This is a genomic window from Sphingomonas sp. P3_C6, from assembly GCF_056402595.1.
The window spans coordinates 25,845-49,792 of the sequence record NZ_JBFUHB010000031.1 but is presented as its reverse complement, the minus strand read 5'-3'; the positions used below and the strand labels follow the sequence as shown (position 1 = coordinate 49,792).

Annotated in this window: 25 protein-coding genes and 1 pseudogene; 22 read left to right on the top strand and 4 right to left on the bottom strand. The window is 66.0% G+C overall.

From position 1 onward, the window contains the following. Positions 1 to 199 (top strand): annotated as a pseudogene (locus AC1DT7_RS21105) (hypothetical protein); the annotation flags it as partial. Positions 200 to 379: 180 nt separating this feature from the next. Here the strand turns inward: AC1DT7_RS21105 and AC1DT7_RS21100 are convergent. Both AC1DT7_RS21100 and AC1DT7_RS21095 read right to left on the bottom strand, forming a co-directional pair. Next, positions 380 to 1,147, bottom strand: a complete 768-nt coding sequence (locus AC1DT7_RS21100; RefSeq protein WP_478038147.1) for a class I SAM-dependent methyltransferase — start codon at positions 1,145 to 1,147, stop codon at positions 380 to 382. A 135-nt stretch (positions 1,148 to 1,282) separates the two neighbouring features. Continuing rightward, positions 1,283 to 4,003, bottom strand: coding sequence for an Rne/Rng family ribonuclease (locus tag AC1DT7_RS21095; RefSeq protein WP_478038146.1), 2,721 nt, complete (start codon positions 4,001 to 4,003; stop codon positions 1,283 to 1,285). A 482-nt stretch (positions 4,004 to 4,485) separates the two neighbouring features. Between AC1DT7_RS21095 and AC1DT7_RS21090 the strand changes: the two genes are divergently transcribed. The 7 genes from AC1DT7_RS21090 (at position 4,486) to AC1DT7_RS21060 (ending at position 12,287) form a co-directional block, all read left to right on the top strand. Continuing rightward, entirely contained in the window at positions 4,486 to 5,742 is a 1,257-nt protein-coding gene (locus AC1DT7_RS21090) for an N-acetylmuramoyl-L-alanine amidase (protein WP_478038145.1), read from the top strand. Positions 5,743 to 6,220: 478 nt separating this feature from the next. Continuing rightward, positions 6,221 to 8,743: a penicillin-binding protein 1A gene (locus AC1DT7_RS21085; RefSeq protein WP_478038144.1), complete on the top strand. Its 2,523-nt coding sequence runs from the start codon at positions 6,221 to 6,223 to the stop codon at positions 8,741 to 8,743. A gap of 59 nt (positions 8,744 to 8,802) precedes the next feature. Then, entirely contained in the window at positions 8,803 to 8,991 is a 189-nt protein-coding gene (locus AC1DT7_RS21080; protein ID WP_478038143.1) for a DUF5908 family protein, read from the top strand. A gap of 128 nt (positions 8,992 to 9,119) precedes the next feature. Beyond that, on the top strand, positions 9,120 to 10,247 hold the full coding sequence (prfB, locus tag AC1DT7_RS21075; protein WP_478038142.1) for a peptide chain release factor 2: 1,128 nt from the start codon (positions 9,120 to 9,122) through the stop codon (positions 10,245 to 10,247). Between the two features lie 29 nt (positions 10,248 to 10,276). Continuing rightward, positions 10,277 to 10,960 carry a class I SAM-dependent methyltransferase gene (locus AC1DT7_RS21070; RefSeq protein ID WP_478038150.1) on the top strand — a complete coding sequence of 228 codons (684 nt, stop codon included), beginning with the start codon at positions 10,277 to 10,279 and terminating at the stop codon, positions 10,958 to 10,960. A 100-nt stretch (positions 10,961 to 11,060) separates the two neighbouring features. Beyond that, positions 11,061 to 11,435 carry a beta/gamma crystallin-related protein gene (locus tag AC1DT7_RS21065; RefSeq protein ID WP_478038141.1) on the top strand — a complete coding sequence of 125 codons (375 nt, stop codon included), beginning with the start codon at positions 11,061 to 11,063 and terminating at the stop codon, positions 11,433 to 11,435. 57 nt (positions 11,436 to 11,492) lie between these two features. After that, complete coding sequence (locus AC1DT7_RS21060; protein ID WP_478038140.1) at positions 11,493 to 12,287, top strand: thymidylate synthase; 795 nt, start codon at positions 11,493 to 11,495, stop codon at positions 12,285 to 12,287. Here AC1DT7_RS21060 and AC1DT7_RS21055 read toward each other — a convergent pair. After that, a complete protein-coding gene (locus AC1DT7_RS21055) occupies positions 12,284 to 13,528 on the bottom strand; it encodes a phage tail sheath family protein (RefSeq protein WP_478038139.1) in 1,245 nt (414 codons plus the stop codon). The two genes, AC1DT7_RS21060 and AC1DT7_RS21055, sit on opposite strands and share 4 nt — an antisense overlap. A 341-nt stretch (positions 13,529 to 13,869) precedes the next feature. Here AC1DT7_RS21055 and AC1DT7_RS21050 point away from each other — a divergent pair, with 341 nt between their 5' ends. The 7 genes from AC1DT7_RS21050 (at position 13,870) to AC1DT7_RS21020 (ending at position 18,932) form a co-directional block, all read left to right on the top strand. Continuing rightward, positions 13,870 to 14,355, top strand: a complete 486-nt coding sequence (locus AC1DT7_RS21050; protein WP_478038138.1) for a dihydrofolate reductase — start codon at positions 13,870 to 13,872, stop codon at positions 14,353 to 14,355. A gap of 97 nt (positions 14,356 to 14,452) precedes the next feature. Then, the gene (locus tag AC1DT7_RS21045; protein WP_478038137.1) at positions 14,453 to 15,616 is read left to right on the top strand and encodes a dipeptidase; all 1,164 of its coding nucleotides are present in this window, start codon (positions 14,453 to 14,455) and stop codon (positions 15,614 to 15,616) included. Positions 15,617 to 15,673: 57 nt separating this feature from the next. Beyond that, positions 15,674 to 16,600 carry a bifunctional riboflavin kinase/FAD synthetase gene (locus AC1DT7_RS21040; protein ID WP_478038149.1) on the top strand — a complete coding sequence of 309 codons (927 nt, stop codon included), beginning with the start codon at positions 15,674 to 15,676 and terminating at the stop codon, positions 16,598 to 16,600. A 41-nt stretch (positions 16,601 to 16,641) separates the two neighbouring features. After that, complete coding sequence (locus tag AC1DT7_RS21035) at positions 16,642 to 16,815, top strand: hypothetical protein (protein WP_478038136.1); 174 nt, start codon at positions 16,642 to 16,644, stop codon at positions 16,813 to 16,815. 603 nt (positions 16,816 to 17,418) lie between these two features. Next, positions 17,419 to 17,736 (top strand): glycine zipper 2TM domain-containing protein, encoded by a 318-nt coding sequence (locus tag AC1DT7_RS21030; RefSeq protein WP_478038135.1) that lies wholly within the window; start codon positions 17,419 to 17,421, stop codon positions 17,734 to 17,736. Positions 17,737 to 17,823: 87 nt separating this feature from the next. Continuing rightward, the gene (locus AC1DT7_RS21025) at positions 17,824 to 18,252 is read left to right on the top strand and encodes an OsmC family protein (protein WP_478038134.1); all 429 of its coding nucleotides are present in this window, start codon (positions 17,824 to 17,826) and stop codon (positions 18,250 to 18,252) included. Positions 18,253 to 18,365: 113 nt separating this feature from the next. Continuing rightward, entirely contained in the window at positions 18,366 to 18,932 is a 567-nt protein-coding gene (locus tag AC1DT7_RS21020; RefSeq protein WP_478038133.1) for a glycine zipper 2TM domain-containing protein, read from the top strand. A gap of 76 nt (positions 18,933 to 19,008) precedes the next feature. Here AC1DT7_RS21020 and AC1DT7_RS21015 read toward each other — a convergent pair whose 3' ends face one another. Beyond that, on the bottom strand, positions 19,009 to 19,230 hold the full coding sequence (locus AC1DT7_RS21015) for a hypothetical protein (RefSeq protein WP_478038132.1): 222 nt from the start codon (positions 19,228 to 19,230) through the stop codon (positions 19,009 to 19,011). A 172-nt stretch (positions 19,231 to 19,402) separates the two neighbouring features. On the opposite strand from AC1DT7_RS21015, the gene AC1DT7_RS21010 reads away from it, so the two are divergent. The 7 genes from AC1DT7_RS21010 (at position 19,403) to AC1DT7_RS20980 (ending at position 23,948) form a co-directional block, all read left to right on the top strand. Next, positions 19,403 to 20,158 carry a hypothetical protein gene (locus AC1DT7_RS21010; protein ID WP_478038131.1) on the top strand — a complete coding sequence of 252 codons (756 nt, stop codon included), beginning with the start codon at positions 19,403 to 19,405 and terminating at the stop codon, positions 20,156 to 20,158. A gap of 102 nt (positions 20,159 to 20,260) precedes the next feature. After that, entirely contained in the window at positions 20,261 to 20,638 is a 378-nt protein-coding gene (gene crcB, locus AC1DT7_RS21005) for a fluoride efflux transporter CrcB (protein ID WP_478038130.1), read from the top strand. Then, the gene (locus AC1DT7_RS21000; protein ID WP_478038129.1) at positions 20,635 to 21,738 is read left to right on the top strand and encodes an RluA family pseudouridine synthase; all 1,104 of its coding nucleotides are present in this window, start codon (positions 20,635 to 20,637) and stop codon (positions 21,736 to 21,738) included. The genes crcB and AC1DT7_RS21000 overlap by 4 nt, the downstream gene beginning before the upstream one ends. Next, the gene (locus tag AC1DT7_RS20995; RefSeq protein WP_478038128.1) at positions 21,738 to 22,268 is read left to right on the top strand and encodes a DUF6714 family protein; all 531 of its coding nucleotides are present in this window, start codon (positions 21,738 to 21,740) and stop codon (positions 22,266 to 22,268) included. The genes AC1DT7_RS21000 and AC1DT7_RS20995 overlap by 1 nt, the downstream gene beginning before the upstream one ends. 188 nt (positions 22,269 to 22,456) lie before the next feature. Further along, a complete protein-coding gene (locus AC1DT7_RS20990; protein WP_478038127.1) occupies positions 22,457 to 23,071 on the top strand; it encodes an FMN-binding negative transcriptional regulator in 615 nt (204 codons plus the stop codon). Continuing rightward, entirely contained in the window at positions 23,068 to 23,730 is a 663-nt protein-coding gene (locus AC1DT7_RS20985) for an HAD-IA family hydrolase (RefSeq protein WP_478038126.1), read from the top strand. The genes AC1DT7_RS20990 and AC1DT7_RS20985 overlap by 4 nt, the downstream gene beginning before the upstream one ends. Then, a complete protein-coding gene (locus AC1DT7_RS20980) occupies positions 23,727 to 23,948 on the top strand; it encodes a hypothetical protein (protein WP_478038125.1) in 222 nt (73 codons plus the stop codon). The genes AC1DT7_RS20985 and AC1DT7_RS20980 overlap by 4 nt, the downstream gene beginning before the upstream one ends.

Genomic DNA, 23,948 nt, shown 5'->3' with positions numbered 1-23,948 from the left:
GGTCAACGCCGCGCTCGAAGGCAAGACCGACAAGCAGAAAAACCCTCACCCACCAGGCTCGCTCGCGTTCGCCTCGTGGATCTGCGCGCGCCTCGGCGGCTGGACCGGCTATTATGGAAAACCCGGACCCGTCGTCATACTCGAAGGCCTCTTACGCCTTCAGACGATGCTACAAGGATACGCACTATACCATGTGTGAATCTCGTAGGGCGAAGGCCGGGGCCCAGTTGGGAAGGCTTATGTAACGGTGCGCAACGATCATCACTATCGTCCCCCAACTGGGCCCCGGCCTTCGCCGGGGAACAAGCAAAGTAGATGTGCGAATGGGATAACCACCGGACACGTCCCGCGGTGACGGACATGTGAGGCTTCAGTTCCTTCACTCAGTCCGACGATAGGCGAACATCCGCGTCTCATACGGAAAGGCGATGCTGTCGCGGCCGGCCAGCTCGGGCGTGTCGGCGATGAGCGCGCGGACCTCGCGCTCCACCGCGTCGCGTTGATCGGACGGCAGCGCGGCGATGAAGCTGACCGACAATGTCCGCCCGACGATCACCTGCTCCGGGCTACCGACATGGGCATTGCGGGCCTGCCGCTCGCCGATAAAGGCGAAGCCCCGCGCCGGGAAGACGTGCCGCCATGCCCCGGTGCGATAGCGCGGCGTATCGCCTTCAAACACGTCGGTGATTCTGGACAGCGCAGCGACCCAGGATACGCTTTCATCGCGGACATTCCAGATCAGGCCAAGCCTGCCACCCGGCGCCAGCACGCGCCCGATCTCGGCCAGCGCCGCCGCGCTGGCGAACCAGTGGAATGCCTGGGCACAGACCGCGACGTCCATGCTCGCGTCCGGCAAGGGGATTGCCTCGGCCGTCCCGGCGATCGCCTCGATGTCCGGATGATCATGCGCCAACCGCTCCCGCATCGCGTCGACCGGCTCGAGCGCGAGGATATGACCGCCGCATTCCTCCAGCAGGGGAAGGAACTTGCCCGTGCCCGCGCCGATCTCGATCGTCGATCGGCCGGGCCCGACGCCGAGTACCTCGCTGAGCCACCGGCTCGCCTCGGGCGGATAGCCGGGGCGCCCGGTCACATAGGTCGCCGCCCCCGCCCGATAGCCTTTCGATGCACTGTCATGGACCGGCATAACCGCCCCGTTCGTTCCATCTCCACCCGACGCTTCGACCATAGGCGCCGACGCGCCGCAAAAGAAAACGGCGGGGGCATCGAGCCCCCGCCGCTTCTTCTTCAATCCTGCCCTCCCGAAAGGGAGAGGCGGGGACTATTGCCCGAAGGTCCGCTGCCACCAGCCGCGACGGGGCGAACCCGCTTCGCCCGGATCGGGATCGATCCCGCCGGCGGCGTCATCGGCAGGCGCGGCGCCATCGTCGGCAAGCGGAATGGCCGGGGCCGATTCCTCTGCAATCGCCTCGGGCGCTGCCGCCTCGGACGCCGCTGCCTTGGTGCGGCGGGCACGCTTCGGCTTGGCCGGCGCTTCGGCCGCAGGAGCCTCGGCGACGAGGGGCTCAGGCTCGGGCGCAGCAACCGCCTCGGGCGCTGCCTCGGCCTCGGCCTTCTTGCTGCGGCGTGCGCGCTTCGGCTTGGCCGGCGCTTCCTCGGCGGGCGCCTCGGCCTCGACGACCGGGGCCGCCTCGACCACAGGTTCGGGGGCAGCAACCTGCGCGACCGCCTCACGTGCCTTGGGGCGACGACGGCCCTTCTTGGGCGCCTCGACCTCGGCAGGAGCCTCTTCGGCTACCGGTGTCTCGACCACGGCTTCAGCCTCAGCGGCATCGGCGTCGACCGGTGCGGACTCGCCACCCTCGACGCGATCACCCTCACCGCGGCGACCGCCACGCCGGCCCCGGCGACCGCGACGGCGACGGCCTTCGCCCTCACCGGCCACAGGCTGCTCGCCGGCGAACTCGGCTGCACCTTCATCGGCGGTCTCCGTTTCGGCATCGGCCTCGCCCTCGGCCTCGCCCTCTTCGCCTTCGGCGCGCGGAGCGCCCTCCTCGCCCTCGGGACGATTGCGGCCGCGGCGGCCGCGACGGCGGCGGCGGCGGCGCGAACCGCCGTCTTCGCCTTCGGCACGCTCGCCACGCTCACGCGGCTCGCGCGGTGCACGTGCCTCGCGGGGGGCTTCCTCTTCTTCCTCGTCCTCGACCTCGACCTCGTCGATCTCGTCCTCGATATCCTCTTCGATATCGTCCTCGATCTCCTCGATCGCCGCGTCGAAGCGCGGTGCATGTGCCGGCGGCGGTCCGGAGACCTCGACCGACATGCGCGCGCCTTCCTGCTCGCCGTCAGGCGCAACCTCGATCGTCACGCCGTAGCGATCCTCGATCTCGGCCAGTTCCGCGCGCTTGCGATTGAGCAGGTAGAAGGCGGCTTCCTGGCTGGCGCGCAGCAGCAGCTGCGATCCGCGGCCATGGGCTGCCTCGTCCTCGATCAGGCGCAATGCCGACAGGCCGGCCGACGATGCGGTGCGGACCAGACCCGTGCCTTCGCAATGCGGGCACTGGCGGGTCGATGCTTCGAGCACGCCGGTGCGCAGGCGCTGACGGCTCATCTCCATCAGGCCGAAGCTGGAGATGCGGCCGACCTGGATGCGGGCGCGATCGTTCTTCAGCGCCTCCTTCATCGCCTTCTCGACCTTCCGGACGTTGGACCCATTGTCCATGTCGATGAAGTCGATGACGACGAGGCCGGCCATGTCGCGCAGGCGCAGCTGGCGCGCGATCTCGTGCGCTGCTTCCAGGTTGGTCGCGGTCGCGGTCTGCTCGATGCTGTGCTCGCGCGTCGACCGGCCGGAGTTGATGTCGATCGAGACGAGCGCCTCGGTCGGGTTGATCACCAGATAGCCGCCCGATTTCAGCTGGACGACCGGATGATACATCGCGGCGAGCTGTTCCTCGACATGGCTGCGCTGGAACAGCGGCACCGGGTCGGAATAATGCTTAACCTTGCGGGCATGGCTCGGCATCAGGAGCTTCATGAACTCCTTGGCCTGGCGATACCCTGCCTCGCCCTCGACGATCACCTCGTCGATGTCGCGGTTGTAGATGTCGCGGATCGCCCGCTTCAGCAGGTCGCTGTCACCATAGACCAGGGCAGGCGCCGACGACGACAATGTCGTCTCGCGAATCCCGTCCCACAGGCGCGCCAGATAATCGAAGTCGCGCTTGATCTCGACCTTGGTGCGCTGGAGGCCGGCGGTGCGCACGATGCAGCCCATCGACGGGGGCAGCTTCATGTCGGCCATGATCGACTTCAGACGCTTGCGGTCGCCAGCGTTCGAGATCTTACGGCTGATGCCGCCGCCATGCGACGTGTTGGGCATCAGCACGCAATAGCGGCCGGCCAGCGACAGATAGGTGGTGAGGGCAGCGCCCTTGTTGCCGCGCTCTTCCTTGACGACCTGGACCAGCAGCACCTGGCGGCGGCGGATCACGTCCTGGATCTTGTAGCGATGGCGCAGGTTGGTGCGGCGCTCGCGCAGATCGTCGACCGCATCATCGGCGGCGCTGCGCTTGCGGCGGCCGCGACCACGGCTCTCCGTCTCGGCGCTTACCTCGGGGTCGGCTCCGCCATCGTCGTCGAACCGCTCGACCGATTCGGCGTCGGGCTCGAAGCCGTCGTCCTCGCCATGCTCATCGTCATGGAGTTCGTCCTCGGCGTCCATCTGGGCGCGCAGCGCTGCCTCTTCGGCGGCGTGCTCGGCCTCTTCGCGCAGCAGCGCGTCGCGGTCTTCCTTCGGGATCTGGTAATAATCGGGGTGAATTTCGCTGAAAGCGAGGAAGCCATGGCGATTACCGCCATAATCGATGAACGCCGCCTGCAGCGACGGCTCGACCCTGGTGACCTTGGCTAGATAGATATTGCCCTTGAGCTGCTTGCGCTCAGCGGACTCGAAATCAAACTCCTCGATCCGGTTCCCCTTGACGACGGCAACCCGGGTCTCTTCCCGGTGCCGCGCGTCGATCAGCATACGCATGGTCATTTATTGTTCTCCGGGCGCGCGGTCCGGGGCCTGGCGGCATCCGCCGCGCGCGATTGTGATGCGGCGACGTGGTGGCGGAATTGCCGCCCTTTTCCGTGCCGCTTGTGGTTTCGAAAAATGCCTCTGCTCGCGATCCACGCCCCGGCATCTGGCCCTGGGCACCCCGCGCGCTCGCGAGACCGCCGGCGGAAACCGGTCGGTGCGAGGGGCGGGGAAAATGCATCATGCGAACGTCAACCTGAAGAGCCGCCACCGAGAAATCCGGTGCGGCCATGGGACCGGGCAGACGCCAGAAGAGGCGCTTGCCGGTGCAATTTCATGACTAGCACTGCTATCGCCGCGCAGCAACCGGCACGTTTCTGCCGGGGTCCACGGCAATTTCATGCCAAAATTTGCCGTTAACCATATAATTTTACCGTGCCGGAAGGGGCTGTCACCTATTCCGGGGGCTGTCGTTTTGTACTCGATGGGACCCCCCGCCCATGCCTTTTCGCTGGACCGTTGCCCTACCGGCGCGGCATTACCGATCCGTGTCGTTCCTTCTTGCCCTTCTGGCCTGCTGGCTTGGCGGTTCGCCCGCCTGGGCCGCGACCATCGAGCGTGTCGAGATCAGGCAGGACCGCATCGTGATCCGCTTCGACCAGGGCGTCGCGGACGCCTCCAGCTTTGTGCTCAAGGGGCCGCAGCGCATCGCGGTCGATATCGATGGCGCATCACCGGGCGTGCCGGTCGACGGGAATGGCATGGTTGCGGCGGTGCGTCAGGCAGCGCGCGGCAATGACGGCACCCGCATCGTGTTCGACCTCTCCCGGCCCGCGATCGTCACCGAAGGGACATTCGGTGCCGACGGCCGCGAACTGACGCTCGAGCTGCGCACCGTCGACGACGCCAGCTTCGCCCGCGCCGCGGCGGAACAGCGCCTGCGCTTCCTTCCGCCGTTCAACCTGGGAATGCAGCCGCCCGCGCGCAAATATGAAGTGTCGGTTCCCATCCCGAAATCGACCAGCAAGCTGCCGCTGCCGCGAATCTACGGCGATGACGACAGCCGCCCGCTGGTGGTGATCGACGCAGGTCATGGCGGCGTCGACCCCGGCGCGATCTCGCCGGTCGACGGCCGCCGAGAAAAGGACGTGACGCTCAGGATCGCCCGCGCGATCCGCGACGAACTGCTCCGCTCGGGCCGGGTCCGCGTCGCGCTGACGCGGGACGACGACAAGTTCCTCGTCCTCCAGGAACGGTACGGCATCGCGCGCAAGCTCAAGGCCAGCCTGTTCATCTCGGTGCATTGCGACAGCGTGGGCAGCGGCGACGCCTCGGGCGCGACCGTCTATACCTTGTCCGAGGTCGCCTCCGACAAGGAATCGGCCCGTCTTGCCGCGCGCGAGAACAAGGCCGACATCATTTCGGGCGTGAACCTCGCCTCCACCTCGGCCGACATCTCGTCGATCCTGATCGACCTTACCCAGCGCGAGACGATGAACAGCTCGGCGAACTTCGCCCGCCTGCTCGGCCGCGAAGCGCAGCCGCTGATGCCGATGAAGCCGAACTTCCACCGCATGGCGTCACTGATGGTGCTGAAGGCGCCCGACATGCCGTCGATCCTGTTCGAGACCGGCTATATCTCGAATCCGAAGGACGCAGCCTTCATCGATTCGCGCGAAGGCCGCGAGCGCATCGCAGAAAGCGTCCGCCGCGCGGTCGACATCCACTTCGCCCGCCGGCTCGCATCGAACGACTGACACGAAATTTCAGGGAGGAGGTGCTGGCGTGTGGCGCCCGCCCTTCGTCACCCCGGACTTGTTCCGGGGTCCACCGTCCCCAGGACTCTGCGGCCCGAGAATGTGCGGCACGGTGGATGCCGGAACAAGTCCGACATGACGCAGATCGCATTAAGCTATTGATTTATAATGATATATTTCACAACTAATGATCAATCCCGGAAATGTCAGCAACCCTCACGACATTTCCAACACCCTCGCCCAGCACACCCCCGACAGGCATGACAAAAGTCAGCCGCGAAAAACGCCGCATTTTCCCGAATCCCCTCGTGAAAACCCAACAAACCGCCCGATACCGCCCAGGACTTTCGTCACACGCACCATGCCGGACGCGCCTGACTCAATCCGGCCGCACGACGACTTATCCGGGCGGAACGCGCAAGGATGAAAGGACACAGGCTGRCAAGCCCCGATAAACTTGCTAGAGCCTCGACCCTGTATGACCAGTACCGAATCCAGCGTGAAATTCCGCCTTCGCCGCGACGTTGAGGGGATTCGCGGATTTGCCCAACGCGTCTGGGGGCGCTGGTGGGTGAAGGTCCTTGCCGTCCTCGCGGTGCTGATCGCGATCGCCTATGCGATCTTCTGGTATGTCTTTGCGAGCGACCTGCCCTCGGTCGACAAGCTGCGCTCCTATGAGCCGCCACTGCCGACCAACGTCCGCGGCATCGATGGCACCCCGATCCATAGCTATGCCCGCGAGCGCCGCGTCGAACTGAGCTACGCCGAATATCCGCCGCTGCTGGTCCGCGCCTTCCTCGCCGCGGAAGACAAGACGTTCTTCGAGCATCATGGCGTCGATTATCCCGGCATGGCCGGCGCGGTCATCGATTACGCCACGAAGTTCGGCACCGGCCGGCGCGCCAAGGGCGGCTCGACCATCACGCAGCAGGTCGCCAAGAACCTGCTGATCGGCAACACCTATTCGCCGACGCGCAAGATCAGGGAAGCGATCCTCGCCTATCGCATCGAGGATACGCTGACCAAGCAGCAGATCCTCGAGCTGTATCTCAACCAGATCGCGCTTGGCCGGAACGCCTTCGGCGTCGAGGCGGCGAGCTATGCCTATTTCAACAAGGAGCTGAAGCAGCTCGACCTGCCGCAGATGGCCTATCTCGCCATCCTGCCCAAGGGCCCGTCGAACTACGACCCGTTCCGCAACACCCAGCGCGCGCTCGACCGCCGCAACTATGTGCTGCGCGAGATGCTCAAGAACGAGTTCATCGACCAGGCGCAATATGACAGGGCAGTCGTCGCGCCGATCGGCGCGGTGCCGCGCCAGACGCCGAAGACCGAGGTGGCCGGTGCCGGCTATTTCGTCGAGGAGGTCCGTCGCCAGTTGATCGACAAGTTCGGCGAGGATGAAAAGGCCGGACCGTACAGCGTCTATTCGGGCGGCCTGTGGGTGCGCACCTCGCTCGACACCAAGATCCAGCTCGACGCCCAGACGGCGCTGCGCAACGGCCTGATCCGCTTCGAACGCGGCCGCGGTTGGAACGGCCCGCTGCGCCATGTCGAGATCTCGGGCGACAATTGGCAGTCGGCATTGCTCAATACCAATCTCCGTCTCGACTATCTGGACTGGCGTGCCGCGATCGTCACTTCAGTCGGCGGCGGATCGGCCACGCTCGGCTTCAGCAACGGCCAGACCGGCAGCCTGCCGAGCTCTGCCGCGCAAATGCCGGTGCGCGGTGTGGGTGGCACTGCCTTTGCGGCGCTGAAGGTCGGCGACATCCTGGCCGTCGCGCCCGAGGGCGGCACGTTCGCGCTGCGCTCGGTGCCCAAGATCTCCGGCGGCTTCGTCGTCGAGGAACCCGCCACCGGCCGCATTCTCGCAATGCAGGGCGGTTTCGATTCGAGCATCCAGTCGTTCAATCGCGCGACCCAGGCGATGCGCCAGCCCGGCTCGACGATCAAACCGATCGTCTATGCGGCCGCGCTGGAAGGCGGAATGACCCCCGCCTCGATCATCGTCGACGGGCCTTTCTGCGTCTATCAGGGCGCGCGGCTCGGCCAGAAATGCTTCCGCAACTTCGGCGGCGGCGGCTCCGGTCCCCATACCATGCGCTGGGGCGTCGAGCAGTCGCGCAACCTGATGACGGTCCGCGCCGCCTCGCAGACGGGCATGGAACATGTCGTGTCGCTGATCGACCGGATCGGCGTCGGCAAATATCCGCCCTATCTGTCCTTCGCATTGGGCGCCGGCGAGACGACCGTGATGCGGATGGTCAACGCCTATTCGATCCTCGCGAACCAGGGCCGCGGCCACCCGGCAACCCTGATCGACTTCGTGCAGGACCGTCACGGCAAGGTGATCTGGCCGACCAACTGGCACGCCTGCGACCGCTGCAACGCGCCGGACTGGAACGGCAAGCCGATGCCGCGCCCGGTCGCGCACGGCAAGCAGGTGGTCGACGCGCAGAGCGCCTATCAGATGGTGCATATCGCCGAGGGCGTGATCCAGCGCGGCACCGCGACCGTGCTGCGCGATCTCGACCGGCCGATGTTCGGCAAGACCGGCACCAATTCCGGCCCGACCGACGTGTGGTTCATTGGCGGCACGCCGCAGATGATCGGCGGCGTCTATATCGGCTATGATTCGCCGACCGGACTTGGCGGCTACGCCCAGGGCGGCACGATCGCCGCGCCGATCTTCAAGGAGTTCGCGGTCAAGGCCTATGAGGGAATGGAGAAGATCCCGTTCCGCGCGCCCGCCGGCATCCGCATGGTCCGGATCGACCGTGCCTCGGGCAAGCCGGTCTTCGGCGCCTGGCCGACCACCGACCCGAAGGCGGCGGTAATCTGGGAAGCATTCAAGCCCGAGAGCGAGCCGCGCCGCGCGGCGCGCCGCGATCTGGAGAGCGACGCCGCCGACAAGCCGAGGGAAGCCAAGCCCGTCCAGCGGCAGGAAGCCGCCCCGCGCGACACCGACTTCCTCCAGCGCGAAGGCGGAATCTACTAGGCATAAGCCCGATCCGGGCGCATCCTGCATCGGTTCGTCAGCCGATGGGAGAAGCAGCCATGGCGTTGGAGATCAGTGAGACCGGCATCCGCCTGACGGTCGGTGAGCCGGCAGCGGCAACACCACCGGCGGAGAATGGAGAGGTACCGCCTTCCGCGGCGGACCGGCCCCCGTCGCGGATCGAGCAGATCGTCAATGCCTGTGTGCGACGTGTCCTGGCGACGTTGAAGCGTCTTCAGGCGCGCTGAACGGGCGCTAAATCATATTGAATGATACCCCCGCCTTGCCAAGGACGGGCGGAATCTACTAGCCCGCCCTATATATCCCTGTGAGCCGGCTCCTGTCGGCATGACGAGTATTTACCGGAGTTCCCACCATGCGCGCCGAAGCGCAGGCTCATGTCGACACCATCAATGACGCGCTCGCGCTGCTCCGCCGCTTTCTCGATTGGGACCGCGCGCTGCGTCGGCTCGACGAGCTGAACGCGCGCGTCGAAGACCAGTCCCTCTGGAACGATCCCAAGCTCGCCCAGTCGGTGATGCGGGAGCGCCGACGCCTCGAAGAGGCGATCAACGCGACGCGCGCGATCCAGAACGAGCTGTCCGACACGGCCGAGCTGATCGAGATGGCCGAGGCCGAGGGCGACGAGGAAATGGCGGCCGACGGCACCCGTAGCCTCGCCGAACTCGCCACGCGGGCCGAGCATGACAAGATCCAGGCGCTGCTCGCCGGCGAGGCCGACGGCAACGACACCTATATCGAAGTCAATTCCGGCGCCGGCGGCACCGAGAGCCAGGACTGGGCCGGCATGCTGCAGCGCATGTACACCCGCTGGGCCGAACGCCGCGGCATGAAGGTCGAACTGGTCGACCAGCATTCGGGTGAGCAGGCCGGCATCAAATCCGCAACGATGCTGATCAAGGGCGAGAACGCCTATGGCTATGCCAAGACGGAAAGCGGCGTTCACCGCCTCGTCCGCATCAGCCCCTATGACAGCGCCGCGCGCCGCCACACCAGCTTCGCCAGCATCTGGGTCTATCCGGTGATCGACGAGAATATCGAGGTCGAGATCAACGAGAGCGAGCTGCGCATCGACACCTATCGCGCGTCGGGCGCGGGCGGTCAGCACATCAACACGACCGATTCGGCCGTGCGCATCACGCACCTGCCGACCGGCATCGTCGTGCAGTGCCAGAACCAGCGCAGCCAGCACAAGAACAAGGCCGAGGCGTATAACCAGCTTCGCGCCAAGCTTTATGAGCGCGAGCTGCAGATCCGCGAGGCTGCGGCCAATGCGGAGAACGCGACCAAGACCGATATCGGCTGGGGCCACCAGATCCGTTCCTATGTCCTCCAGCCCTATCAGTTGGTGAAGGATCTGCGCACCGGCGTGACCTCRACCAGCCCATCCGACGTGCTCGACGGCGACCTCGACCCCTTCATGTCGGCCGCGCTGTCGCAGCGCGTTACCGGCGAGACGGTCGAGGTGGAGGACGTCGAGTGAGGTTGGCCGCAGCCCTGGCGTTGGCGGCGATGCTGCTCACGGGCTGCGAGCCCGGGCAGCCGCGTGTCGATGACGACCAGGACAAGGCGGGCCCCTTCCCCAAGGCCGACCGGCCGGTCGCGCATATCATCTCGTCGCGCTGGTCGACCGAGGAAGCACGCGACCGCCTGAACGAGGCCGGCGAGGTGATGGACAAGGCCGGGCTGAAGGCCGGCATGACCGTCGCCGATATCGGCGCCGGCGAGGGCTATTACACGATCCGCGCCGCCACCCGCGTGGGCAAGGACGGCCGGGTGCTGGCCGAGGACATCGTTGCCGGCGTGCGTGATGCGCTGGCCGAGCGCGTCGCGCGCGAACGGCTCGACAATGTCAGCGTGCGCCTCGGCCTGCCCGCCAATCCGCGCCTGCCCGATGCGAGCTTCGACCGGGTGCTGATGGTGCACATGTATCATGAGATCGAGCAGCCTTATGAATTCCTCTGGCGGATGCGCCCGTCGCTGAAGCCGGACGGCCTGGTCGTGGTGGTCGATGCCAACCGGGCAACCCAGAATCACGGTACGCCGCCCGGGCTGCTGCGCTGCGAGTTCGCAGCGGTCGGCTATACCCAGGTCGAGATGCACGAGATGCCATCGGCCGGCGGATATCTCGCCACCTTCCGCGCGGTCGGCCCCCGGCCCGAGCCCCGCGCCATCAAGCCGTGCAAGCTGGGGTGAACCCGCCAGGCCTGGGTCGCCATTGTGTTCGCGGCCGGCCTATGGGAAGCTTCGTTCAACCGCATGCGGAGCGCAATTGCGGGCCTGATGGGAGGACTTCATGAAAAGGCTGAACCTGGTCGTACTGACCCTTGCCGTGATCGCGGTCGCTCCGACGGCGACGGCCCAGGAACGGTATCGCGACGGCTATCGCGACCGGGACGGCGGGCCGCGAGTCACCGTTTTCGTCGACGATGATTTCCGCGGGCGAAGCATGGAGATCACCCGCCCGATCCGCCGCCTCGGCCCGACCGGCATGGAAGACAAGATCTCTGCGATCGGGGTGGACAGTGGCACCTGGCAGGTCTGCACCGACGACGATTTCCGCGGACGCTGCGAGATCATCGACCGTTCGATCGGCCGGCTCAGCCGGATGGGTCTGGACGACAAGATATCTTCGATCCGCCCCATGCCCCGGCCACGCCGCCGACGCTGATCGCAAGGGGCAAACGACTGGCTTGGCGCGCGGTGGCGCGCGCGCTATCCCGATCCGATGCAGCCCTATCTCGACCTCATGCAGCGCGTGCTCGACACCGGTGCCCAGCAGATGGACCGGACGGGCACGGGAACGCTGTCCGTGTTTGGCCATCAGATGCGTTTCGATCTGGCCAAGGGCTTCCCTGTCCTCACCACCAAGAAGCTGCATCTGCGGTCGATCATCGTCGAGCTGCTGTGGTTCCTGCGCGGCGACACCAACGTGCAGTGGCTGCGCGACCGCAAGGTGAGCATCTGGGACGAATGGGCCGATGAGGATGGCGAGCTCGGTCCGGTCTATGGCAAGCAATGGCGCGACTGGGAGACGGCGGACGGCCGCCATATCGACCAGATCAAGGACCTGATCGAGCAGATCAGGTCCAGCCCCGCGTCGCGCCGCCAGATCGTCAGCGCCTGGAACCCGGGCGACCTCCACGCCATGGCGCTCGCGCCGTGCCATTGCCTGTTCCAGACCCATGTCGCGAACGGGCGGCTCTCGCTCCAGCTCTATCAGCGTTCGGCCGATATCTTCCTCGGCGTGCCGTTCAACATCGCAAGCTATGCGTTGCTGACCCATATTCTGGCGCAGCAGTGCGGGCTGGAGCCAGGCGAGTTCATCTGGACCGGCGGCGATTGCCACCTCTACTCGAACCATCTCGATCAGGCGCGCGAGCAGCTCTCACGGCAACCCGGCGCGCTGCCGCAGCTCGAGATTCTCCGCAAGCCAGCCGGCATCGACCAGTATGACTATGAGGATTTCCGGCTCGTCGGCTACGAGGCGCAGGCGCATATCAAGGCGCCCGTCGCGGTCTAGGATTGCATCTGCTGCTCGAAGCTGAGCTCGATGAATTCGGCCGGGTGGATCATCTGCACGGTGACGAGGACGCGCATATGGCCGTCTAGCACATCCTGCGCGGTCATGGTCGTCCCAAGGCCGACGGATACCTGGAACGCTTCCGACGCCTTGGCGCCCATCAGGCCACCCTGGGTCCAGAGACCGGTCAGGAAATTGGAGATCATGCCGCTGACGCTTGCCCAGGTCGCCCCGGTATTGGGCTCGAAGGCGAACGGCGCCAGCGCTGCCTTGATCGACTGCTCGATATAGATGAGCGTGCGCCGTACTTGAATGTACCGATAATCCTGGCTGTTGCCGTCCAGTGTGCGTGCGCCCCAGACGACGGCGCCCCGGCCGGCGAACAGGCGGATCGCATTCACGGCCAGCCCGTCGAGCGGCACGTTCATGTCGCCCTGCTCGGCGTCGTCGACCGGGATCGTCACGCCATCGACCATCGCGACGGACAGGTTCGCCGGCGCATTCCAGACGCCGCGGACCGAATCGGTATCGGCATAGAGCCCTGCCATCGTCGGCGAGGCTGGCATGACCCTCGGATTGCCGTCGATCACTGAATCGAGAAACGGGAAATAGCTCGCACCATAGCTGGCCGCCTCCGCCTGTACCGGCGCGATGCCCGTTCGGAAGCGGGCAATGGCGGCCTGGATACGCTGTGGCGTCGCGTTGGCGGAATCGCGGCCGCCCGGTACATCGAGGATCGCGAACCGATCTTGCAGGGTCGCTGCCTGGCGCAACATTGCACAGGCAAAGGCGTAATAATCCGCCTCGGCCATCGCCAGCGCATCCGGAGCGACCAGCAGGGTCGGCCCGACCTGGGCCGCGATCGCATCGAGGCCGGCCTGGCAATGCTGTGGCGCCAGCCCGGCCGCGCCCATGTCGGTGGTGAAATCGGCGAAGCTGCCGACCGACATGACATAACAATTGCCACCGCCATTGCCGAAGAACATCGCCACGCTTTCCCGCAGGATCGGCACGACCCCGGTCGGGTCGCCGGACCAGCCAGTGCCGAACATCGTCTCATAATCAGCCAGCGACGAGACGGAGGCCGGGACATTGGTGAGCGAATTGCCGCCGACCGGATCGGTCGCCTTCTCGCTATACCCGATAAAGGCCGGCACTGCGGTCGCCACCCCGACGATCGAGAGCGGAAAGGCCGACAGTTCCTGGATATAGACGCCAGGCGTCGCGCGACTTTTGTCCATTCCCACCCCCTTGTAGCGCGGCGAGCCTAGCAGCCGGCCTGCCGTGCGCAACGGCCGATACCACCGCGATCGGTGCATTCCCCATCGCCAATTCAGCAGCCATTCAGTCGAACGATTACAAATGTAGTCGGACAGGGACAAAGGGAGACAAGGACATGCGGGAGATTAATCTCACGATCATCACGGCTGCGCTCGCCGCAGCGCTTCTGCAATGGATGACCCAGTCGCCACAGCCGCAGCCCAAATCCACGCTCCCCTGCCCCTGCGCCCGACAGGCAATCCCGTCATGATCTCCGCACAAGACGGTGGCACCGCGGCCCGACGCATCGCATAAGCGACCGATGTCGATCCCTCCCCATATCAGCCTTCACCTCGCCCGTGCCGACAACGGGGTGATCGGCCACAACGGGGGGCTGCCATGGCGGCTGCCCGCCGATCTCAAGCGCTTCAAGGCGCAGACCATGGGCAAGCCGATGATCATGGGCCGCAAGACCTTCGAGAGTTTCCCCGCCCCGCTGCCGGGCCGCCGCCATATTGTCCTTACCCGCGACGCGACCTGGTCGGCCGAGGGTGCAGAAGTCGCGCATTCCGTCGAGACGGCGATCGCCATGGCCGACGCGCCCGAGATCGCGGTGATCGGCGGCGCCGAGATATTCGCGCTGTTCCTGGCGCGCGCCGACCGGGTCGAACTGACCGAGGTCCATGCCGCGCCAGAGGGCGATGCCGTCGTCCCGGCCTTTACCGGCTGGCGGGAGATCGGTCGCGAGGATCATCCCGCCGACGGCGACCGACCGGCATACAGCTTCGTAACGCTGGAGCGGCCGTAACCGCCTTGTTCGCGCGTCCATCGTCCCTCATACCTTGGATCGATCGGACAGCCGGCGCAGTGGACGCCGGACTGATCCGGCGTGACGGAGAGGCGATATGCGCAAATGGTTCTGGGGCATATTGGCCCTGATTCTCGTCGCCGCGATTGCCTTCTTCACCCTTGCCCCGGCAATGATCGAGCGATCGATGAACAAGGTCGAGCCGGTCTCGCTGAAGATCAGCCCGCGCGCTCGCGCGCTCCATGCCACCTTGCAGATCGCCGACATGCATGCCGATACCCTGTTGTGGAAACGCAGCCTGCTGGACCGGGTGGATCGCAGCCAGGTTGATCTGCCCCGGCTGATCCAGGGCAATTATGCGCTTCAGGTGTTTTCCTCGGTGACCAAGACGCCCAAGGGCCAGAATTACGACGCGAACACCGCCGACACCGACAACATCACCTCGCTCGCCATTACCGATCTCCAGCCGATCCGCACCTGGGGCTCGCTGCTCGAACGCTCGCTCTGGCATGCGACCAAGCTCGACCGCTACGCTGCCGCCTCGAATGGACAGTTCCGGGTGATCCACAACCCGGCCGAGCTCGACCGGCTGCTCGCCGATCGCGCTTCGGGCAGCAAGGTGGTTGGCGGCATGCTCTCGATCGAGGGCCTGCAGGATCTCGAAGGCAAGCTCGGTAATCTCGACCGGCTCCATGCAGCGGGCTTCCGCATGGCGGGGCTGGCGCATTTCTTCGATAATGACGTGGCCGGGTCGATGCACGGCGTGGCCAAGGGCGGTCTCTCCCCACTCGGCATTCAGGTCGTGCGGCGGATGGAGAGGATCGGCATGATCGTCGACGTCGCCCATTCGAGCCACGCAACCACCGCCCAGGTGATCGCCATGGCGAAGCGCCCGATCGTCGCCAGCCACACCGGCGTGCAGGCGACGTGCAAGGTCAACCGCAACCTGACCGACGACGAAATCCGCGGTATCGCGCGGACCGGCGGGGTGATCGGCATCGGCTATTGGGATGCGGCGATCTGCTCGACCCGACCCGAGGCGGTCGCGGCGGCGATCGCGCATGTGCGGGACGTGGTCGGCATCGACCATGTCGGTCTCGGCTCCGATTTCGACGGCGCGGTGACCACCGGCTTCGACTCGAGCCAGATCGTCGCCGTGACCCAGGCGCTGATCGACCGCGGATTTTCGGACGCCGATATCGCCAAGGTGATGGGGGGCAATGTGTTTCGGGTGCTGCGCGCGGGGATCGCGCCGCAATGATCCTGCCCGACACGGGGAGGATTGTGTCCGTCGCGTCGCCCCCCTATGCCCGAACGCATGGAGCGGCTTGACGGCGGCTCGGTGGTGCCTCCCGAACTTCGGGGCGGGATCGTCGCGCTGGGGAATTTCGACGGGTTCCACATGGGGCATCAGGCAGTGGTCGGCCAGGCGGTCGAGCGCGCCCGTGCGGAAGGTCGCCCGGTGCTGGTCGCGACGTTCGACCCGCATCCGGTGCGCCATTTCAAGCCCGATGCAGCCCCTTTTCGCCTGACCACCTTGGACCAGCGCGAGGCGCTGTTCGCCGCCGCGGGCGCCGACGGCATGGTCGTGTTCCGCTTCGATGAGGCTCTGGCCGGCCTGACCGCGCTTGAGTTCGTCGCCGATCGCCTGCTCGACAAGATCGGCGTTGGCGGCGTGGTGACGGGCCAGGATTTCACCTTCGGCAAGGCCCGCGGCGGGAATGTCGATATTCTCGCCGATCTCGGTGCGAAGAACGGCTTTTCGGTCGACACGGTCGCCCCGGTCGAACTCGATGGCGAGGAAGTCTCCTCCAGCCGGATCCGCGACCTGCTCGTCGCCGGCGATCCGCGCGGCGCGGCGCGGCTGCTCACCCGGCCCTTCGCGATCGAAGGCGTGGTCCAGCATGGCGACAAGCGCGGCCGCGAGATCGGCTATCCGACCGCCAATATCGACATGGGCAATTATCTGCGCCCCGCTTACGGCATCTATGCGGTGCGTGGCCGGCTGCCCGACGGGCGCCTGCTCGACGGTGCGGCCAATCTCGGCGTGCGGCCGAGCTTCGATCCGCCCAAGGAACTGCTCGAGCCCTATTTCTTCGATTTCTCGGGCGACCTTTACAACCAGACGATCGAGATCGCGCTGATCGATTTTCTCCGCCCGGAAGCGAAGTTCGACTCCCTCGACGCCCTGACCGCGCAGATGGAGAAGGACTGCACCCGCGCGAAGGAACTGCTCGCGGGCTAGCGAGCCTGCGCGGGCGACGTCGTCCTTGGGAGAAGCAAGTTTTGCCCGCGCAGGGCCCGCGCATCCGCACTGCCGGGGAGCGCGAACGCAAAATGGGGGCCGGCATCGCTGCCGACCCCCTGTCGCCGGACTTCGATCCGCTTGGCATCTCCGAAGAGACGCCCGCGCCCTCTGGTTTCGGCGGCATGCTCCACCCGCGCCGCGAACGGCCCTAGGCTTCGCATTTCGGTCACCGGGGTCGGGCGCGATACCCTTGCGGGCCTCAACGCCGCGACCTCCGGCGGCCAGCTCGATAATCAGGTCGAAACCCGATGATCGCGCCTCGGCCACTCTCTCCGGATCGCCTTCCACCCGTTGCCGGGCGGCGCGTTTCCGGTCTTCACGGCCAACGTCCTTTCATGTCGCGAGGACCGGAAAGAACGCCTTGGACCATCTTTCCGGGCCGTTCCGCCAAGCCTTCGCTTGCGCGACGGCGGGCTTCCCTGCTCGGTCCGACACTCCGCCAGAAGCGTGAACGGTTTCCTTGCGGCACCTTTCCACAATTCTGACATAAGCCTCTGTTACTTCTGCGATTTCTCGCTTCCGCGTCTTCCGCTTACAGTCATGATGCTGTCATTGAATCCGAGTCGTGCAAAGGCTCAAACGACGTCGCGCGCCTGTGGATAACGTGGATATCGTGGAGAATATCCTGCGCCCAGCCGCCCTCTTCCCAAGACCTGCCGCACCGATGAATGGAACGTTATTCGACGTTCATGCAACTTCGCCCAAAGAGGGAGCGTTACGACCCCGATATTGATTTAAGGCAAGGGAGTAGACCAATGCGCAAGATGATCATGGCGGCCGTCGCCGCCTCACTCGTGATCCCGGCAACCATGGCGGTTCCCGTTACCAGCGCCGAAGCGCGCAAGAACTACCGGTACAAGGAGTGGCGTGGCCGCGACGGCCGCACCTATTGCCGCAAGTCGGACGGCACGACCGGCCTGCTCATCGGCGCCGTCGGCGGTGCCTTGGTCGGCCGCACGATCGATACGCGCGGCGACCGCACCGTCGGCACGCTGGGTGGCGCGATTCTGGGCGGTCTCGCCGGGCGCGAGATCGACCGCAGCAACAGCAACAACCGGCGCCGCTGCCGCTAAACGTTTTCTTTTGAGAAATAACGGCGAAGGGCGCGGCGCGATCCGCGCCCTTCGTGTATTCGGGTCTCCCATCGCAGGAGACCTATCATGACGACTCGCAGCGGATCCGCCCGGTATAATGGCTTCGGCAAGGACGGCGTCGGCCATGTCTCGACTCAGTCGGGCGCGCTCGCCGACACGCCCTATGGTTTCACCAGCCGCTTCGAGGAAGGCCCGGGCACCAACCCCGAGGAACTGATCGCCGCCGCCCATGCGAGCTGCTTCACCATGGCGCTGAGCTTCGGCCTCGCCCGCGCCGGCTATTCGGACGGCACGCTGGAGACGAACGCGAAGATCACGCTCGAAAAGGACGACAGCGGCTTCACCATCACGCGCTCCGATCTCGATCTGACCGCGACGATCGACGGCATCGACCCCGAGCAGTTCGCCGATATCGCCGCCGACGCGAAGGCGAATTGCCCCGTGTCCAAGCTGCTGAAGGCCGAGGTCACGCTGACGCACCGCCTCAACCCCTGATCGCGCAGGCGCGGCATTGCGGTTGCGTGAACGGGCGGTAGTTTTCCATTCACGCAACTTCGCACGGCGCAACGGGTTCTTGAATCATCGCAGAGGATTCAAGGAGAAGAGCCATGCGCAAGATGTTGCTTGCGGCGATGATCGCCGCCGTCACCGTTCCGGCCGTGCCGGCACTGGCCCAGACGACACCGGGACAGGCAGCCCGCGACTATAATCGCGAGGTGCGCGACGCGAACCGCGACTATCGCCGCGATGTCCGTAACGCCGACTCGGCGCGCGACATCCGCGATGCGCGGCGTGACCGCAATCGCGATATCCGCGATGCCCGTCGGGACTATCGCAAGGATACGCGCGACTGGCGGCGTTATCGCAGCTACGACTATAACCGGCTCGAACCCGGCCAGCGCGTCTATTATGCCGACCGCTATTATCGCGACGGCCGCTATTACCAGCCGCGCCGGCTGACCCGTGCCGACCGCATCTATCGCGGCCAGGACAACCGCTATTATTGCCGCCGCAGCGACGGCACGACCGGCCTGATCGTCGGCGGCCTGGGCGGTGCCGTGCTCGGCAACCAGATCGCGGGTGGCGGCTCGCGTGCGCTCGGCACGCTGCTCGGCGGCGCCGCGGGCGCCCTGCTTGGCCAGTCGATCGATCGTGGCGGCGTGACCTGCCGCTAAGCCACTATCCCTGAACGACGAAGGGCCCGGCGAGCGATCGCCGGGCCCTTTTCGTACGTCCGCAAGGCACCGACGATCAGATGATGCCGCCGCCCATGAACAGGCGGATCGCGCAGATGATGATCAGCACCAGGTTCAGGTTGCGCCCGGCATTGCTCGACGACAATGCGCCGAGAGCGAGCCCGACGATACCCAGCGGGATCGTCAGCCAATTGAGCCACCCCAGAAAGGGAATGAAGCCGACCAGCGTGAACAGGAGCACCAGCATGCCGACAAGAATCGAGAGGATGTTTAGCATGGGGCAAACATGGCGGGCCGGGGGCCGGGGCGCAAGCATCATGGCAGCGCGCGTGATGATCGTGGTTAAGCGGCTGTTCGCCGCGCCAACGCTTCCTTAACCGGCGATCAGCCATGGTGCATGGCATATCGCGGGAGTTCCCTTTCGAATGGCGCTTGATCGGTTTCGGGCTTTGACCCTCCTCGTCCTGCCCGTGACGCTTGCCGCGTGCGGTGCGCGTGGCAACGAGGACCGCAACCTCGATTCGCTCGACAACGAGCTGGTCGACGCCAACAGCTCGGGTACGACGCGCGATCCGGCACTGACCAGCGCCCTGCAGGACCAGATCATGGTCGACCCCACGCTGGCGCAACAGGCGAACAACGACGCGGTCCGTCCCCCTGCCCAGCCCTATTCCGGCGCGGTACCGCCCGAGGGCATTGCCGGCACGCCGGGCGGCACCACCGCCCATAAGGGCGCCGCGACCAGCGAAACGCTGAAGAAGACACCCGCCCCCGGCGCCGATTGCCCGCAATGCGGCGCGGCGCGCGAATCGCTGACGCTCGGTGCCCTCGCCTCGCGGCAGAAGGACAAGCGGACCAGCGGCTGCGCGAGCAATATGCGCTATTCGGCGCGCTGGGCCCAGCGCCTGCCCGTCGACTTGCCGCTCTATCCCGACGCCAGGGTTTCCGAGGCGGCAGGCGCCGACGCCAATGGCTGCACGCTCCGCGCCGTCAGCTTCTCCAGCGCGGCGCCACTTCAGACGGTGCTCGACTGGTATTATACCCGCGCGACCAATGCCGGATATTCGGCCGATCATCAGGCGGATGGCGGCGAACATGTCCTCGGCGGCACCCGGACCCGCGACAATGGCGCCTTCGCGCTGTTCGTGACCAGCCGCAAGGATGGTGGGACGGACGTCGATATCGTGGCGAACAACGGGAAGTAACGCCTTCACTCCCTTTGCCCCCGTTGGAGAGGGAAATTAGATCCGTCTGCGAAAAATCCCTCAAGGTTCTCATTTCCTCCAATCCGCGCTAACGCTCCCCGGATGTTCCAACTTCTCCTAGTCATGTTCGGCGGTGCCATAGGCTCCGGCGCGCGCTATCTTACCGGACGCGCCACGCTTTCCGCGTTCGGCCCGGCCTTTCCGTACGGCACGCTCGCCGTGAACCTGATCGGCGGGTTCGCCATGGGCCTGCTCGTCGGCGCGCTCGCGCGCATGTCGGTTCCCGGCGAGAATTGGCGGCTGCTGCTCGGCGTCGGCGCGCTCGGCGGCTATACCACTTTCTCGTCCTTCTCGCTCGACGTGGTGACGATGATCCAGCGCGGCGATCTCGGCGTGGCACTCTTCTATGTCCTGCTCTCCGTGATCGGCTCGATCGTCGCCCTGTTCGCGGGCCTCTCGCTGGTGCGGGTGGCGGCATGAGCGATAAGGCAAAGGACGACACCAACGTCCGCCAGTTCAACGTCGGCGCCGATGACGACGGCATCAGGCTCGATCGCTGGTTCAAGCGGCATCTGCCCGACACCAGCTTCACCACCGTCGCCAAATGGGCGCGCACCGGGCAGCTCCGCATCGATGGCGCGCGCGCGACACCGGGCGACCGCATCGTGGCAGGGCAGACGATCCGCGTACCACCGGCCGAACCGGTCCGGGTCGATGCCCCGCAGAAACGCGAGCGCCCCCCGCTCAGCGAGGAACAGACCGACTTCATCCGCGAGACGGTTATCCACCGCGACAAGCAGGCGATCGTCATCAACAAGCCGGCCGGCCTCGCTACCCAGGGCGGCACCAAGACGCACGAGCATGTCGACGGCCTGCTCGACGGCCTGCAGTTCGAGGGCGAGAGCCGTCCGAAGCTGGTCCATCGCCTCGACAAGGACACGAGCGGCGCGCTGCTGATTGCGCGCACGACGCGTGCCGCGGCATTCTTCGCCAAGGCTTTCTCGTCGCGCAGCGCCAAGAAGACCTATTGGGCCCTGATCGTCGGCGTGCCCTCGATCGAGGACGGCACGATCGACCTGCCGATCGCCAAGCAGCCAGGCAGCGGCGGCGAGAAGATGCATGTCGACGAGAAGGAAGGGCAACTCGCCCGGTCGCGCTACCGCGTGATCGAAAGCGCGGGGAATACCACTGCCTGGGTCGAACTGATCCCGCATACCGGCCGCACACATCAGTTGCGCGTGCACATGGCGGCGATCGGCCATCCGATCGTCGGCGACGGCAAATATGGCGGCCAGGCAGCGTTCCTCACCGGCGGGATCAGCCGCAAGATGCATCTGCATTCGCGGCGCATTGCGGTCGACCATCCCGATGGCGGCAAGATCGATATCCAGGCCGAGCTGCCCCAGCATTTTGCCGAAAGCCTGAAGCAGCTCGGCTTCGACGAGATGCTCGGCAACAACATGCCGCTCGACACCCCGCCCCCGCCGAGCAAGGCGGTCAAGAAGCAGCAGGCCAAGGCGCACGCCAAGACGGTGCGCAAGGCCCGGCGCGGCGAACGGCGGAGCCGCGGTAGCGCGTAATGCCGCTCACTGCGGAGCACATCGTCGCGGAAATCAGGGCGGCTTTTCCGGCGATTCGGCCGCCCCTGTCGGAGCCGCTGAACAACAGCAGCCAGGGCAGCGAGCCGCTGTCGATCGTCACTGACTTCCACGACAAGGACGACTGGACCAAGCTGGACGCGACATGGATCGACGAGGCGCCGGACGGATGGGCAAGCGCCCTGAACTTCCTCTCGCATGAGGCCGTATGCTTCTACCTTCCGGCCTATCTCGTCGCCGATTTGCACGGTCGCCTCGAACGCGCTGAGCTTTCGTTCCAATTGACGCATGGTTTCGACGACCTCACCCGCGACGAGCGCTTCGAAGACGGACGAACCTGGACCGATTACGCAAAAGATCGGTGGGCGCGACTCACCGGCCCCCAGGTGACGGCCGTGGTGCACTATCTGGAATGGCGAGCGGCCAATGATGCGCTGCGACTGGAAAGCGCGGTATCCGAGGCTCTCGGTTATTACTGGCGCGAACGGGCCACCTCGCTCCAAGATCATTGAAGCGCCTGAGGCCGGACGGGAATATGATGCCATGGCGGGTCTGTTCCACGCATGGACAAGTGGTTGAATCAGCGTCGCCGGGTAAGCCGGCGCAAGCGCAGGCGATGACGTCCACCGAGAACCCCATCTTTGCGGTCTGACCAACGCCGACCTAGCGCCGGTCGTGCAGCCGCGGTACGGCCACAACCATGCACCCGAACAAGGCCTTCCGCTTCGACAGCGACGCCGCGATGCTCGACTGGGCGTTCGCGCGCGGTTTCGCGCATATCATGGCGGCGACGGCCGACGGGCCGGTGGTCGCCCATGCGCCGATCGTTCCGGCCGGCGACGGCGCGGTCCGTTTCCATCTGGCGCGCGGCAACCGGCTGACGTCGCACCTCGATGGCGCGCGCGTGATCCTGAGCATCGCCGGGCCGGATGGGTACATCTCCCCCAACTGGTATGCCGACCCGGTCCAGCAGGTGCCGACCTGGAACTACATCGCGGTCGAGATCGAGGGCACCGCCCGACTTCTCGACGAGCAGGGCCTTACCGAGCAGCTCGACACGCTTGCCGCGCTCCACGAGCCGCGGGTCATTCCCGAAAACCCATGGACCCGCGCCAAGCTGGACGATGACCGGTTCCACGCGATGCTGCGGGCGATCACCGGCTTCGAGGTGACGATCGAGGCAGTCCGCGGCACGCACAAGCTGGGCCAGAACAAGACCGGGGCAGACCGCGAAGGCGCGCTCCAGGGGCTGACCCAAAGCGGCAATACGGCGCTTGCCGATCTGATGAGGCCAATATCCGTGAGGACTGCATGACCAACCGCCTCGCCCTGTTCGACTGCGACGGCACGCTCGTCGATAGCCAGGCCAATATCTGCCAGTCGATGGAGGAGGCGTTCCGGCTCGGCGGGCTTGCAGCGCCCGGCCGCGACGCCATTCGTCGGATCATCGGACTCAGCGTGGTCGAGGCGATCGCCGCGCTCAGCCCCGAACTCGACGATGCCCGCCACCGCGCGCTGGCCGAGGAATATAAGGCAAGCTTCTTCCGGCTCCGCTCCTCGGGCGCAATGGATGGGGAACCCCTGTTCGACGGCATGATCGACGCACTCGATACGCTGGCGAAGGCCGGCTGGCTGTTCGGCGTCGCGACCGGTAAGTCGGACCGCGGACTCGCCCGCATCCTCGCCCATCACGGCATCGCCGACCGTTTCGTCACGCTTCAGACCGCCGACCGGCACCCGTCCAAGCCCCATCCCTCGATGATCGAGCTGGCCATGGCCGAGGCGGGCGCATCGCCGGAAACGACGGTGATGATCGGCGATACCAGCTATGACATGTTGATGGCGCGCGCGGCGGGCACGCGGGCGCTGGGCGTTGCCTGGGGTTATCATCCGCCCGAAGAGCTGGTCGCGGCCGGGGCGCATGCCGTGGCCACGACGGTGGCGAGCCTGCCCGGGCATATGGAGACGGTATGACCGAGCAGGACACCACCGCCCGCAATCGCTGGCTGACGCTGACGCTCACCCGGCTCGCCGGATCGGCCGGTGCCGTTTTCGGCGTGGTGCTGCTCGGCCGCGCGCAGACGATGGGCCCGAAGATCCTGGGCGTCGCGATCGTGCTGTCGGCGCTGGCGATGATCGCGATCGTGCCGCGTTCGCTCGCGCGGCGCTGGCGGACCCCGCCCGAGGCCTGA

Coding starts and splice junctions, on each gene's coding strand:
- AC1DT7_RS21000 (WP_478038129.1), top strand. CDS start 20,635: ATGAGCGATAAGGCAAAGGACGACACCAACGTCCGCCAGTTCAACGTC.
- AC1DT7_RS21085 (WP_478038144.1), top strand. CDS start 6,221: ATGACCAGTACCGAATCCAGCGTGAAATTCCGCCTTCGCCGCGACGTT.
- AC1DT7_RS21025 (WP_478038134.1), top strand. CDS start 17,824: ATGACGACTCGCAGCGGATCCGCCCGGTATAATGGCTTCGGCAAGGAC.
- AC1DT7_RS21080 (WP_478038143.1), top strand. CDS start 8,803: ATGGCGTTGGAGATCAGTGAGACCGGCATCCGCCTGACGGTCGGTGAG.
- AC1DT7_RS21065 (WP_478038141.1), top strand. CDS start 11,061: ATGAAAAGGCTGAACCTGGTCGTACTGACCCTTGCCGTGATCGCGGTC.
- crcB (WP_478038130.1), top strand. CDS start 20,261: ATGTTCCAACTTCTCCTAGTCATGTTCGGCGGTGCCATAGGCTCCGGC.
- AC1DT7_RS21090 (WP_478038145.1), top strand. CDS start 4,486: ATGCCTTTTCGCTGGACCGTTGCCCTACCGGCGCGGCATTACCGATCC.
- AC1DT7_RS21050 (WP_478038138.1), top strand. CDS start 13,870: ATGTCGATCCCTCCCCATATCAGCCTTCACCTCGCCCGTGCCGACAAC.
- AC1DT7_RS21060 (WP_478038140.1), top strand. CDS start 11,493: ATGCAGCCCTATCTCGACCTCATGCAGCGCGTGCTCGACACCGGTGCC.
- AC1DT7_RS20980 (WP_478038125.1), top strand. CDS start 23,727: ATGACCGAGCAGGACACCACCGCCCGCAATCGCTGGCTGACGCTGACG.
- AC1DT7_RS20985 (WP_478038126.1), top strand. CDS start 23,068: ATGACCAACCGCCTCGCCCTGTTCGACTGCGACGGCACGCTCGTCGAT.
- AC1DT7_RS21055 (WP_478038139.1), bottom strand. CDS start 13,528: ATGGACAAAAGTCGCGCGACGCCTGGCGTCTATATCCAGGAACTGTCG.
- AC1DT7_RS21040 (WP_478038149.1), top strand. CDS start 15,674: ATGGAGCGGCTTGACGGCGGCTCGGTGGTGCCTCCCGAACTTCGGGGC.
- AC1DT7_RS20990 (WP_478038127.1), top strand. CDS start 22,457: ATGCACCCGAACAAGGCCTTCCGCTTCGACAGCGACGCCGCGATGCTC.
- AC1DT7_RS21020 (WP_478038133.1), top strand. CDS start 18,366: ATGCGCAAGATGTTGCTTGCGGCGATGATCGCCGCCGTCACCGTTCCG.
- AC1DT7_RS21015 (WP_478038132.1), bottom strand. CDS start 19,230: ATGCTAAACATCCTCTCGATTCTTGTCGGCATGCTGGTGCTCCTGTTC.
- AC1DT7_RS21070 (WP_478038150.1), top strand. CDS start 10,277: ATGCTGCTCACGGGCTGCGAGCCCGGGCAGCCGCGTGTCGATGACGAC.
- AC1DT7_RS20995 (WP_478038128.1), top strand. CDS start 21,738: ATGCCGCTCACTGCGGAGCACATCGTCGCGGAAATCAGGGCGGCTTTT.
- AC1DT7_RS21100 (WP_478038147.1), bottom strand. CDS start 1,147: ATGCCGGTCCATGACAGTGCATCGAAAGGCTATCGGGCGGGGGCGGCG.
- AC1DT7_RS21095 (WP_478038146.1), bottom strand. CDS start 4,003: ATGACCATGCGTATGCTGATCGACGCGCGGCACCGGGAAGAGACCCGG.
- AC1DT7_RS21030 (WP_478038135.1), top strand. CDS start 17,419: ATGCGCAAGATGATCATGGCGGCCGTCGCCGCCTCACTCGTGATCCCG.
- AC1DT7_RS21045 (WP_478038137.1), top strand. CDS start 14,453: ATGCGCAAATGGTTCTGGGGCATATTGGCCCTGATTCTCGTCGCCGCG.